Source organism: Franconibacter helveticus LMG 23732 (assembly GCF_000463115.2).
Taxonomy (GTDB): Bacteria; Pseudomonadota; Gammaproteobacteria; order Enterobacterales; family Enterobacteriaceae; genus Franconibacter; species Franconibacter helveticus.
The window spans coordinates 37,820-51,092 of record NZ_AWFX01000054.1; the positions used below are offsets into that span (position 1 = coordinate 37,820).

General features: G+C 58.6%; 6 protein-coding genes. 3 read left to right on the forward strand and 3 right to left on the reverse strand.

Annotated features, from left to right (window positions below; genetic code table 11):
• Positions 1–181 precede the first annotated feature (181 nt).
• Both DW56_RS18205 and DW56_RS18210 read right to left on the reverse strand, forming a co-directional pair.
• Positions 182–7,801 carry an AIDA repeat-containing protein gene (locus tag DW56_RS18205; RefSeq protein ID WP_029590141.1) on the reverse strand — a complete coding sequence of 2,540 codons (7,620 nt, stop codon included), beginning with the start codon at positions 7,799–7,801 and terminating at the stop codon, positions 182–184.
• Between the two features lie 33 nt (positions 7,802–7,834).
• Positions 7,835–9,091 (reverse strand): autotransporter strand-loop-strand O-heptosyltransferase, encoded by a 1,257-nt coding sequence (locus DW56_RS18210; protein ID WP_024554737.1) that lies wholly within the window; start codon positions 9,089–9,091, stop codon positions 7,835–7,837.
• Positions 9,092–9,929: 838 nt separating this feature from the next.
• Between DW56_RS18210 and ynhH the strand changes: the two genes are divergently transcribed.
• From ynhH to lpp, 3 genes are all read left to right on the forward strand, one after another.
• Positions 9,930–10,130 (forward strand): protein YnhH, encoded by a 201-nt coding sequence (gene ynhH, locus DW56_RS23240; protein WP_422652284.1) that lies wholly within the window; start codon positions 9,930–9,932, stop codon positions 10,128–10,130.
• Between the two features lie 7 nt (positions 10,131–10,137).
• Complete coding sequence (gene pykF, locus DW56_RS18220) at positions 10,138–11,550, forward strand: pyruvate kinase PykF (RefSeq protein WP_024554739.1); 1,413 nt, start codon at positions 10,138–10,140, stop codon at positions 11,548–11,550.
• Between the two features lie 322 nt (positions 11,551–11,872).
• Entirely contained in the window at positions 11,873–12,109 is a 237-nt protein-coding gene (gene lpp, locus DW56_RS18225; RefSeq protein WP_001082307.1) for a murein lipoprotein Lpp, read from the forward strand.
• Between the two features lie 98 nt (positions 12,110–12,207).
• Here lpp and ldtE read toward each other — a convergent pair whose 3' ends face one another.
• Positions 12,208–13,254, reverse strand: a complete 1,047-nt coding sequence (ldtE, locus tag DW56_RS18230) for a L,D-transpeptidase LdtE (protein WP_024554740.1) — start codon at positions 13,252–13,254, stop codon at positions 12,208–12,210.
• Positions 13,255–13,273: the final 19 nt, after the last annotated feature.

Below are 13,273 nucleotides of genomic sequence, written 5' to 3' on the forward strand. Positions count from 1 at the left end.
CCTCCCATAGACTCAACCAACAGCCACGCTACCGAACGGAACCTTTCACCAACCCTCCACAGCGTTTTGCGCGCCAGAAGGCAGGACCGCCAGAGTGCTGGCACAGAACCCCTGCGCCGCAAATAAAAAAACCGCGCCTTTTCGGGCGCGGTTTCTGACCACTTATTGCAACAGCTTTTTATCAGAAGCTGATTTTCAGCGTTACCTGACCGCCGTAGCCGCCGGTGCCGGCGTCGTCCAGCGTCTGGGTATAACCCGCGCGCACCCCTAAGGTCACGTTGTCGCGGATTTGCCCATCCAGGCCCACATCCAGCGCGGCGGCAGTGCCGTCCTGATCCGGGCTGAAGCTCGCCTCACTGTTGACCACGCCCGGCGCGCTGACGCTCAGATCGCCTTTCGAGTCGAAGGTCTGGATAAAGGACGGACGCACCCACCAGCTTACCGGCGGCGGGTTAGCCGTTGTTTTCAGCGTTGCGTTGTTGCCAAAACGCAGACCTGCGCGCACCTGCTGGCTGTGAGCATCGCCAAACGAAACGTCCGCCGCGTCATCGCTGCCGTCTTTCAAATCCACGCCGCGATACTGGTACTGCAACTGCGGTTCCAGCACCAGCCCCGCGCCCACCTCAAACGGCAGACCGGTTTCGAAGGAGCCGACATAGCCCCAGCCATGCGTCTTCATGCCGTCGCCGTCGCGCGGGTCGGTCTCGAAGTTATGGCGCGTGCCCTGGGCGACTACGTCGAACCACCAGCCGCTTTCATGCACGCCGTTGAAATAGAGACCGCCGCTGTAAGCGTCATCTTTCACCGTCCCCGCTTTGGAGTCGTTCTCACGCTGCACGTCTACTTTCGAAAGACCCGCCGCGCCGTAGATCCCCACGCTCAGCGCCATGGCACTGTCGGCGTTCTGCCAGAGATCGCTACCAATTTGCAGGAAGGTATAGCCGCCTTTGCTGTCTGGCGTATTGCCGCTGCGCAGGTCGTCGCTGCCATGGTCGTGGCTCAACTGGCCTGCCTGGAAACGCGCCCACATGTTGCTGCCGCTTTCAGTCGCTGCGCGAGCCGCGTAACGACGGCTGTCGAGCGAGCCGAGCAGCGCGCTGTCGTAGTCCATCGCCTGCGCAAAGAGCGAGTTGTAGAGATAGACGGCAGAACGGTAGTTCTGCGCCCCGCTCTCACCCGCGTCTGTCGCCGCCGTGGTCAGATACCAGCTTTCATCTGCCGTCCCCTGACGCAGGGTGTAGTTATAAGCACCCGCCTGCAACGCGCCCGCCATGCTGAAGGCGTCGTCTGCGGTAGTGGCGCCGTTAATGGCGTTAACGACCTGAATGCCTTCGCCGGTGGTGCTGGCGCCAAGGCCGCCCAGGTTGCGGATAGCCAGCCGGGTGTTGCCGGTAGCGGCGCCGCCGTCAATGATCAGGCTGTCGGTTACCGCTGCGTCGCCTGCAAAGAGCGTATTCAGCGTAATGGTGCCGCCGTTACCCACCAGGTTCGTTACCGTCAGGGTTTTCGGTACAAACGCCCCGGTCGGCGCCTGGTAGTCAATAGAGCCGCCAAGCGTCAGGGTATTGAGCAGCGAGTCGCCCGTCATCAGCCAGCTGGAGCCTGCGTCAATCGTCAGGTCAGTCGGGTCGATAATACCGGTCAGCGCGGTGCCGTTGGTCAGTTGCAAAGAGGTGCCGAGCTGCGCCACGATATCGGTCACTGCCTGTAGGCCGCTAAAGACCAGCGTACCGGCTTGCAGATAAGTGCCGCCTGTCTGGTTAAGCACGCCGCTTAAGGTCAGCTGACCGTCGCCCTCTTTATACAGGCTGCCGGTGCCGGTCAGCGCGCCGTTGTAGCTGCTGTCGGTGGTATCGGCAGTGATGCTCAGAATGCCTGCGTTGTTCACATCGCCTGTTAAGGTTGCGCCGTCGTTGAGTTCGGTCAAGCCGGTCAGGGTGCCGCCCGCCGTGACGTTCAGGCTGCCGCCCGCGTTGACGGTGGTGTTGTTCGCCGTGCCGTCAGCGCCTACCCCCAGCGAACCGCCGTTTTCCAGCAGCAGGCTGTCGGCAAGCTTATCGGCGATGGAGAAGGCGCCATTGTCGCTTTCGCCATCTGCGGTGACATCGGTGGTAGCCACCAGCGCCGCGCCGCTGTTCAGCATGATGTTGGTGGCGGTTGCGCCGCTTGCCAGCGCCAGCATCCCGCCCTGTTCAACGGCGGTGAGGTTGACCATGCCGCCCTCTTGCACCTTCTGCGCGCCGCCAGCGCTGACGGTGGTGGAAACCGCCGTGCCGCCGAAGGTGACGCTCTGGGTGCCGTTTTCGCTGACGGTGGAAGACGCCACTTCGCCGCCCGCGTTCACGACCTGATCCCCCGCCACGATGTTATCGACAACGATAGCGCCGTCGTTCACGTTCTGGATGCCGCCCGCCCTGATGACGGTAGAAATAACGGTACCGCCGCTGTTTACGTTCTGCGTGCCGCCCGTATTCAGCGTGGTGCTGACCGCCGTACCGCCAGTCAGAACGTTTTGAATGCCGCCTTCGTTAACTTCAGCGAGGTAAGAAGAGCCGCCGTTAAAGATATTCTGCACGCCGCCGCTGTTGAGCACGGTAGAGGTTGCCACGCCGCCGCGGTTGACGTTTTGCGCCCCGCCTGCCGCCACAACCGCATCCGTTGCGCTGCCGGCGACATTCTGGCGCGCGCCGTTGCTGACAGAAGCGCCAAGCGCCGTTGCGCCTGCGGCGATGTTCTGGGTGCCGCCGTTATCAAGCAGCGTATCGATGGCGCTGGCGCCGCCTGCCAGGTACTGGATGCCGCCGAGAATGGACGTATCCGTGACCTGGCCGCCGTCAAAGACGGTCTGGTTGCCGCCGCTTTCAATCAGGGTAGTCCGCACATCCGCGCCGCTATTCACGATCTGCTGACCGCCGCTGGCGATACGGGTCTGCGACGCTGTACCGGAAACGTCCTGGATGCCGCCTTCGCCGATGGCGGTCATCTCCGCCAGCCCGTCGGCCAGCACCGACTGGCGCCCTCCGTTCAGCAGAGAGGTGCCGCGAGCGCGCCCTTCCACGGTTTGCAGACCGCCGTTGACCTGGGTTACATCAGCAAACCCGCCCGCCATTACGTTCTGAACGCCGCCTTCAAAAACGAAGGTTTGCAGCGTTTCGCCGCCGGAATTGAGGTTTTGCACTGCGCCGCGGTTGATGAGCGTACCGCTGGCGTAACCGCCATCGCCCACATTCTGCGTGCCGCCAAGCATGCGGGTATCAATGGCTTTCGCGCCATTGTTGATGTTTTGCTCGCCGCCGTTCATGACGGTAGAGATAGCCGCCCCTGCGCTGCTGACGGTTTGCTTGCCGCCCGCGTTGATGACCGTATTACGTGACCAGCCATACGGGTTGACCACCTGCTGGCCGCCGTTGTTGATCACGGCGGCATCAGAAAGGCCATCCACGTGTTGCAGGCCGCCGCTGTTGACCAGCGTACCGCGCGCCTGGCCGCTCGTCATAACCAGCTGTACGCCGCCATCGCTGATGCTGGTGCCAGAGGCCGTGCCTTCCACCAGCTGTGTGCCGCCGCTAAAGACCGTGCCGTCGGAGGCCGCGCCGCCGAGGCTGATATGCTGCACGCCGCCGTTCTTAACGAGGGTGCCCGCCGCCAGGCCGCCGAGGTTGACCATTTGCAGGCCGCCGTCATTCACTACCGCGGAGACCGCCGCGCCGTCCACGCTCTGCGTGCCGCGGTTGTTAATGATAGTGCCGGTCGCTTTACCGCTGGTGGTAACCAGCTGGGTGCCGCCATCGCTCAGGCTGGTGCCGGAAGCCGTGCCTTCCACCACCTGTTTGCCGCCGCCGAAAACGGTGCCGTCAGAGGCCGCGCCGCCCACGCTGATGTGCTGAAGCCCGCCGCTGTTGACGGTGGTGCTGGCCGCCAGACCGCCGCGATTGACCAGCTGCACGCCGCCGTCGCTGACGACGGCGGAGATAGCAGCGCCATCGACGCTCTGGGTGCCGCCGCTGTTGATTTGGGTGTTATTGGCTTTACCGGTCGTCATCACCAGCTGTGTGCCGCCGTCGCTGATGCTGGTGCCGGACGCGGTGCCTTCCACAACCTGACGACCGCCGCTGAAAATCGTGCCGTCAGAGGAAGCGCCGCCCTGTTTAATGTGCTGGAGACCGCCGCTGTTGACAATGGAGCGGGTTGCCAGACCGCCGTTGTTCACCAGCTGCACGCCGCCATTATTCAGCACGGAGGCGACAGCCGTGCCATCCACCGCCTGGGTGCCGCCGCTGTTGACTTTGGTGCCGGTGGTTTTGCCGCTGGTCTGCACCAGCTGCACGCCGCCGTCGCTGACGCTGGTGCCGGACGCGGTGCCCGCCACGACCTGCTGGCCGCCGCCGAAAATGGTGCCATCGGAAGCCGCGCCGCCCAGGTTGATGTGTTGCAGGCCGCCGCTGTTAACGATGGAGCCTGCCGCCAGACCGCCGCTGTTCACCAGTTGCACGCCGCCGTTGTTAACGACAGAAGAGGTTGCCGTGCCGTCAACGCGCTGCAAGCCGCCCTGGTTGATAAGCGAACCGCTGGCGCTGCCGCCCGTCATCACATGCTGTACGCCGTTCTGGCCGATAACGGTGCCGCCCGCCAGACCCGCCACGCGCTGAATGCCGCCAAGCAGAAGCGAGCCGGATGCCGCCGCCCCCGCCCGTACCGACTGGATGCCGCCGCTGTTCACCTGGGTATTGTTGGCGTGAGAGCCGCTTTGCAGCAGTTGCAGACCGCCGTCGTTGATAATGGAGCCGTTGGCCGTACCGTCGACATTCTGCAAGCCGCCGCTGTTCACGTGCGTGCCTGTGGTTTGCCCGGTAACGTGAACCTGCTGCGCGCCGCCTGCATTAACGATAGTGCCGGAAGCGGTGCCTTCAACCACCTGCGTGCCGCCTGCCAGCAGCCCGTCGGAAGCCGCGCCGCCTTCGTTGATGTGTTGCAGGCCGCCGCTGTTCACCAGCGAGCCGGCAGCCAGGCCGCCTGCATGCACTAACTGCACGCCGCCGTCGTTTACCACCGCGGAAATGGCCGAACCGTCTACCGCCTGCGTGCCGCCGCTGTTGATGATGGTGTCGGTCGCTTTACCGGTCTGCTGAACCTGCTGGGTGCCGCCTTCGTTAATGCTGGTGCCGGAAGCGGTACCCGCCACTACCTGGGTGCCGCCGCTGAAAATGCGCCCGTCCGAGGCCGCGCCGCCTTCATTGATATGCTGAAGCCCGCCGCTGTTGACGATAGATCCCGCCGCCAGGCCGCCGCTGTTAACTAACTGCGTGCCGCCATTATTAACGACAGAGGACGTTGCCGTGCCGTCAACACGCTGCAAACCGCCTTCATTGATGAGCGAGCCGGTGGCGCTGCCGCCCACCTGCACATGCTGCACGCCGCCTGCGCCGATAATGGTGTCGGCCGCCACGCCGGCCAGCTCCTGAATGCCGCCAAGCAGCGTCGCCGCGGCGGCGGCGCCGCCTGCCAGCACATCCTGAATACCGCCGGTGTTTACCACGGTGCCGGTGGCAAGCCCGCCGCTGCGCACCTGCTGGATGCCGCCATCGTTGATGGTCGTGCCCGTCGCGGCGCCGTCCACATCCTGCTTGCCGCCGCTGTTAATGGTTGCGTCGGTCACTTTCCCGGTAGCGTGGATCTGCTGCACGCCGCCAGTGTTGATAAGCGTGCTGGAAGCGGTACCTTCAACAATTTGCGTGCCGCCGAACAGAATGCCGTCGGAAGAGGCGCCGCCTTCATTGATATGTTCAAGCCCGCCGGCGTTAACAATGGTGCCTGCCGCCACGCCGTCGCGGTGAATCAGTTGTACGCCGCCGTCGTTGACGACCGCAGAGAGAGCCAGGCCGTCTACCGCCTGCGTGCCGCCGCTGTTAATGATGGCGTTGATGGCTTTACCGGTCTGCTGAACCTGTTGCGTACCGCCTGCGTTAACGCTGGTGCCGGACGCGGTGCCGGCAACAACCTGGGTGCCGCCGCTGAAGATGCGCCCGTCAGTGGACGCGCCGCCTACATCAATATGCTGCAAGCCGCCGTTGTTAACCGTGGTGCTGCTGGCAAGCCCGCCGCTGTGCACCAGCTGCGTACCGCCTTCGTTTACTACAGCAGAAATGGCCTGGCCATCCACCGTCTGGGTGCCGCGGTTGTTGATGATCGCGCCGGTTGATTTGCCGGTCTGCTGAACTAACTGCGCGCCGCCATCATTCAGATGCGTGCCGGTGGTGGTGCCCGCGACTACCTGGTTGCCGCCGCCGAAAACGGCGGTGTCGGAAGCGGCGCCGCCGACGCTGACATGCTGGAGACCGCCGCTGTTGACGACGGCGCTCACGGAAAGGCCCTGATCCTCAACCAGTTGCGTGCCGCCCGTGTTTACTACCGCAGAGATGGCGGTGCCTTCCACACGCTGCAAACCGCCTTCGTTGATTAACGAACCGCTGGCGTTCGCGCCCAGCTGCACATGCTGCACCCCGCCGTTGCCGATAATGGTATCGCCCGCAGTACCTGCCAGCTCCTGTACGCCGCCCAGCAGTACGGAGCCTGAAGCCGCGCCGCCCAGCTTCACATCCTGGACGCCGCCCTCGCGGACTACGGTGCTGTTGGCATGGCCGCCGCTCTGAACAAGCTGGGTGCCGCCAGATTTAACTGTCGCGGAGTTTGCGGTACCGCCGACATTTTGCAGGCCGCCGCTGTTAACTTCAGCATCATCGGATTTGCCGGTCGCCTGAATCTGCTGCACCGCGCCTGCATCGATCTGCGTGTTGGATGCGGTCCCTTCCAGCAGTTGCGTGCCGCCGAAGAGATGGGCGTCTGCCGAAGCGCCGCCGACGTTGATATGCTGCAACCCGCCGCTGTTTACCTGGGTGCCGTTGGCAAGGCCGCCATTTTGCACAAGCTGCGTGCCGCCTGCTTTAACGACTGCCGACGTGGCGGTGCCTTCCACCGCCTGGGTGCCGCCGCTGTTGATTTGCGCATCGCGAGCCTGGCCGCCCAGTTGTACCTGTTGCGTGCCCCCCTCGTTAACGCTGGTGCCGGACGCGCTGCCCGAAACCTGCTGGATGCCGCCGCTGAAAATACGGCCATCGGAAGAGGAACCGCCCGCGCTCACATACTGCACGCCGCCATCCGTCACTGTGGTGCTGCGGGCGAAGCCGCCGCTTTCCACTATCTGATGACCGCCGTCGTTAACTACGGCGGAAATCGCCGTGCCGTCCACTGACTGGGTGCCGCCGTTGTTGATGATGGTGCCGGTGCCGGTTCCCCCTGCCAGAATATGTTGTTCTCCGCCGTCACCCACGACCGAGGCGTCAGCCGTACCGGCTACGCTCTGTACGCCGCCGCTGAGGATAGTCGTTTTGCTCGCCAGGCCATCGCTCTCCACCCACTGGGTGCCATTGTTGATGGTGGTGTCGGTGGCGCTTCCCTGCTGGCGCACGATCTGCACGCCGCCGTTATCAAGGGTGGTCTGTTGCGCCTGACCGCCTGCGATAATTTGAATGCCCTGGTCTGAAATCAGGTGGTTGGTGGTGGTGCCGCCAGTCAGTACGTTTTGCGTACCGCCCAGCACCACTTCATCGCTTATCGAGGATGTGACATCCGTGGTGAAGGCCAGCGCGGCGGAACTGGCGAGCGTGGTGCCTACCGCGGCTGAGATAAGCACCGCGCCGCTGGCGCGCTTGCCTTTCGCCCGGGTTAACTCTGATACCACGACAAAAGCGCGCTGCACTTCACTCCATACCAGCCGGTAGCTACAGTTAAGACTTTTCTTCATGTTAATGTCCTCGGGGACCCGTTTCATCGGCCGTCAGGCGGCGTGCTGATCGGGGTCTGCCAATGCTGTTGTTTTGATGTCTAAAGGATTGCTTCGCAGTGCGATCAGCCGACGTAGTTGGCCGATAACCTGCTTGCCGGTAATAAAACGCGTGCACTCGTACTGCCGGTCCGTGCCTTTGTGGCGCGGACACCAGAAATAGTCCTGATGGTCGAAATCAAGCCGCACGTCATCCCAGCACCCGTTACAGACGTGGGTGTTGATGACGCGCCAGGGGGTATAAAATTCGCTGTTTGGCAGGCTAAAACCGCTTATCAGCACAACCGGGATACGGCTTGCCCAGGCAAGCCAGGAGAGACCGCTGCCAAGGCCGATAAAAAAGTCGGCGTGCTCAAGCAGCGCTACGCGTTCGCGCAGCGGAAGGCTGCCGGTGAAATCTTCCGCGCCGTGGGGAATTTTGTTCCAGATGTAGCCACGCCCCACGACTTTCTCCTTGTCGATACAGATAACGCGGTAGCCTTCCGCCTTGAGAAAATCGATCACTTCCTGCCAGCCGCTGCCGTTGTTCCAGAACTTGGCCTGGCTTGTGGACTGCGTCGCGATGCAAACATAGGGCTCGGTTATCTGGCGCGCGGAATGCGTGCGCAGGTCGGGAATAATTTCGTCCGGGTCGACGCCGAGAATATGCCCAGCGGTGCGATGCAGACCGACCTGGCGAAAGTCATAAGGCTGGCGGTCAAGGTCGCCGTGAAAAAAGAGCCCGACGCGGAAGGTGGCGTAAAGTGAGTTATTTTCGCCGCGCTCTGCCTGCCACGCCTGCGGGGTAAAGAAATGAAGCCCGGGATAAACAGGCTGAAAAAGCTCCAGGATCGGCTGCGCCAGCGTGCAGTCTGTCTGGCAATCCCATGTTTTGCGAAAACGCTCGGCATAAGGCACCCAGCCCACCAGATCGCCAAGCGTGCCCGTTGGAAATGAGATCAGAACCTGTTTGCCGCGCATATCGAGCGCGTGATCGAGAACCGGGTTTTCCTCGCCTTTGCGCCAGACGCGTAACCGAAAAGGCACAAAGTATTTTTTCGTGCTAATGACCCAGCCCTGAATAACATCATTGGCGAAAAGCACATTTCCCGTTTCGTCGTCGCTTATTTCTACTCGCCAGTCGCCCTGCGGTAATAACAAACGCGCCCCGTCGTTGAAATCAAATAAAATGCCTTCCGGCCCCTGTTGTGTTGGTCGTTCCGGGGGCAATATAAAAGCGTGGCCATTACTGGCAGATGCGGAATTCGTCATCACCCTACCTTCCTTCATACTCAGCAAATCTTTTAAACAACGCTCTGGCTTAAAATATGGAAATCAGGCAGAAGCCATTCTCCGGATGTCTTTATCCGGAATGTTATTTATTCCTGCTATTGTTCATCCATTAACCACGCGAAAAGCTGGCTTAAGTGTAGTGAGGGGATAATTTATTGCAAATTCTTACCGTTTGTTAAATGATTTGTTTTTCAATGACTTAAAATTACTACCATTTTTGGTAATATTTATTAATTGCTTTAATAACAACAAGTTAAGCGGTAAGCGGTTTCTTAATTTTAAGAATATCCTTAACTAAAATCATTTTTAAAAATCACACTTTCGTCACGTTATAGAATATATCCCATGCCGCAAAGAAAGCTCACTCAGATATTCATATTTATTGCAATAAGAATGAAACCTAAAGATAAATAGTAAAAGTTGTGCGCGTTAGTGATATTTGTACAAGTTTAATTCACCTTTATAACGCTGCAATTAATTGCGTCAGTCAGGTTATTATCTGCCGGTAACTTATCTTCCCCCCAATTTTTAGTGGGAGGAGTCCCTCTTTTCAGGCGTTAATAGCAGAAACAGGTCGCAGCATAATAAGGCTAATAATTAATCAGCAAAAAAAACAGGACGCGGCAGGCGCGCAAACTCTTTTACAAAGCCGTTGATGCGGCATTTGGCAACCAACGCTTTCTTAATGGCTCTTTAACGGTTGGGTAACAGAAGGAGAGTCATTCGCTGATTTGTATTTTGAAACAGCGTTTTCAATTCCTTTATCCCGCTATGGAAGTTATAATGCGGCCACTTTATCTTGAATGGTTTCAGCGCATTGGACTGCCATAACCCAAACAAACCAACAGGCTTATCCCGGCTCGCTGAAGCGCAAGCACACTTTCCCCTGCACGCCTGGTTTATGTCACCTATTCTTATTAGGCTGTGGCATTGCCAGATGAGCGAAACAGATTCACACGCCACGGCGAGCGCGCCGCGGGAACGCATTTTTCCTATCCTTCATCAACTAAAAGATTAAGACTGTCATGAAAAAGACGAAAATTGTTTGCACCATCGGCCCGAAAACCGAATCCGAAGAGATGCTGACCAAAATGCTCGACGCGGGCATGAACGTTATGCGTCTGAACTTCTCCCATGGTGACTATGCTGAGCACGGCCAGCGCATCCAGAACCTGCGTAACGTAATGGAAAAAACCGGCAAGAAAGCCGCCATTCTTCTGGACACCAAAGGCCCGGAAATTCGCACCATTAAGCTGGAAGGCGGCAATGACGTTTCGCTGAAAGCAGGCCAGACCTTTACCTTCACCACGGATAAATCCGTGATCGGCAACAGCGAAACCGTCGCAGTCACTTATGAAGGCTTCACCAGCGACCTGAACGTGGGCAACACCGTTCTGGTGGATGACGGCCTGATCGGCATGGAAGTGACGGCTATCGAAGGCAACAAAGTTATCTGTAAGGTGCTGAACAACGGCGACCTCGGCGAAAACAAAGGCGTTAACCTGCCGGGCGTTTCCATTGCGCTGCCGGCACTGGCGGAAAAAGACAAGCAGGACCTGATTTTTGGTTGCGAGCAGGGCGTCGACTTTGTCGCCGCTTCCTTTATTCGTAAGCGCTCAGACGTTGAAGAAATTCGCCAGCACCTGAAAGCGCACGGCGGCGAAAACATTCAGATCATCTCCAAAATCGAAAACCAGGAAGGCCTGAACAACTTCGACGAAATCCTCGAAGCGTCTGACGGCATCATGGTTGCCCGCGGCGACCTGGGCGTAGAGATCCCGGTTGAAGAAGTTATCTTCGCGCAGAAGATGATGATCGAAAAATGTATTCGCGCGCGTAAAGTGGTTATCACCGCGACCCAGATGCTCGACTCCATGATCAAAAACCCGCGCCCGACCCGTGCGGAAGCGGGCGACGTGGCGAACGCCATTCTGGACGGCACCGATGCGGTCATGCTTTCAGGCGAATCCGCCAAAGGCAAATACCCGCTGGAAGCGGTAACCATTATGGCGACCATCTGCGAACGCACCGACCGCGTTATGACCAGCCGCCTGGATTACAACAACGACAGCCGCAAGCTGCGTATCACTGAAGCGGTTTGCCGCGGTGCGGTGGAAACCGCAGAAAAACTGGAAGCGCCGCTTATCGTCGTTGCCACCCAGGGCGGTAAATCTGCTAAGTCCGTTCGTAAATACTTCCCGAACGCGACCATTCTGGCGCTGACCACTAACGAGCAAACGGCGCGTCAGCTGGTGCTGAGCAAAGGCGTTATCGCGCAGCTGGTAAAAGAGATCGCCTCTACTGATGATTTCTATCGCCTGGGCAAAGAAGTGGCGCTTTCAAGCGGTCTGGCGAATAAAGGCGATATCGTGGTGATGGTATCCGGCGCGCTGGTACCGAGCGGCACCACCAACACGGCTTCTGTGCACGTGCTGTAATAATATTTCACTTTATTATTTCGTTTAAGAAGGCGCCGCAAGGCGCCTTTTTTTATTTGCCCGCTGCGACGCCTTTAATAAAAACTCAAACAATATTTAACTATTAACGTGCAGGCTAACCGCGCATTTATCTAAGAAGAATCCGATGAAACTGCCCTGTTTTCTCTGAGTTTTTTTAACTCACCGGGTAAAGTCGGTGTTTCTTTGAGCGAACGATCAAAATTAGGTGTATTCCCATCAAAAAAATATTCTCAACCCAAAAAAGTTTGTGTAATACTTGTAACGCTACATGGAGATTAACTCAATCTAGAGGGTATTAATAATGAATCGTACTAAACTGGTACTGGGCGCGGTAATCCTGGGTTCTACTCTGCTGGCTGGTTGCTCCAGCAACGCTAAAATCGATCAGCTGTCTTCTGACGTTCAGACTCTGAACGCTAAAGTTGACCAGCTGAGCAACGACGTGAACGCAATGCGTTCTGACGTTCAGGCTGCTAAAGACGACGCAGCTCGCGCTAACCAGCGTCTGGACAACCAGGCTACTAAATACCGCAAGTAATAGTAGCTTGATTGAAAAATGGCGCACACTGTGCGCCATTTTTTTTGCCTCTGGTTTGCCTTCGCTTTTCCTGCTTCCTGCCCCTTCTACTAAAACAGTTACTGCACAACCGTCACACTTTGCGTGCTGACCACCGGCGTGCCTTCCGCCTGCGTGACAGGCGCCGGGTGTACCGTTGCCTTAACGCTTTGCATGTTATTGACCGGCGCGGCAAGCTGCGGCGCGCTCTGCATCGCGCTGACCACCACCGGCACGCCTGCGCGACGCGTTATCGCATTATCAACGGCCATGGTGTCTGTACCTGCATCATCAATAAACCTGCCGAAGCTGGCATTAATGGCGATGGGCATCGTCTGCGGGTTATCCCAGTCGTTCTGCGAAAGCGGCTGATGCACCTCCACATAACGCTTGCCGTCCGGTTCCTGCGAGTATTTCACCGGTTCATTGATAATCTGCACGCGAGTGCCCCACTCCACCTGGCTGAAAAGCGACTTGATGTCTTCTGCGCGCATGCGCATGCAGCCGGAACTCACCCGCATGCCGATGCTGCGACGCGCGTTAGTGCCGTGGATAAGGTATTCCCCTCCGCCCTGCTCCAGACGCAGCGCATAACGTCCCAGCGGGTTATTCGGCCCTGCCGGGATAACCGCAGGCAGTTTAATACCCTGCGCCAGCGAACGGGCGCGAATGCCCGCCGTTGGCGTCCAGGTCGGGTTAGGGATTTTCTGGATAATCCGCGTTACCATGATGGGCGTGTCGCGCCCCTGCTGGCCGATGCCCAGCGGATAAACTTCCACGCGGTTCTCGCCGGGCGGATAATAATAGAGCCGCAGCTCCGCCAGATTTACCACAATGCCTTCGCGCGGCGTATCGGGAAGCAGCATTTGCGAAGGAATCACCAGTTCAGAGCCGGGTTTTGGCAGGAAGGGATCAACCGTATTATTCGCCTCCAGCATCAGCAACACGCCGGTATTAAATTTCTCGGCGATAGATTCCAGATTTTTTCCGTCATTCGGCACAGTGTAAATCTGCTGCTGGCCGATAAGACGGCTGCCGGGTGGCGGCAGAGGATAATCCACCGCATAAACGTTAGCGGCGCCCAGAAGACTTAATGAAATAAGAGAAAAAGAGAACGCGCGTTTCATACTGAATTCCTGTATTCAC

Bases quoted from the DNA above. Each gene is read 5' to 3' on its own strand.
- DW56_RS18205 (WP_029590141.1), bottom strand. From the start codon at position 7,801: ATGAAGAAAAGTCTTAACTGTAGCTACCGGCTGGTATGGAGTGAAGTG.
- DW56_RS18210 (WP_024554737.1), bottom strand. From the start codon at position 9,091: ATGACGAATTCCGCATCTGCCAGTAATGGCCACGCTTTTATATTGCCC.
- pykF (WP_024554739.1), top strand. From the start codon at position 10,138: ATGAAAAAGACGAAAATTGTTTGCACCATCGGCCCGAAAACCGAATCC.
- lpp (WP_001082307.1), top strand. From the start codon at position 11,873: ATGAATCGTACTAAACTGGTACTGGGCGCGGTAATCCTGGGTTCTACT.
- ldtE (WP_024554740.1), bottom strand. From the start codon at position 13,254: ATGAAACGCGCGTTCTCTTTTTCTCTTATTTCATTAAGTCTTCTGGGC.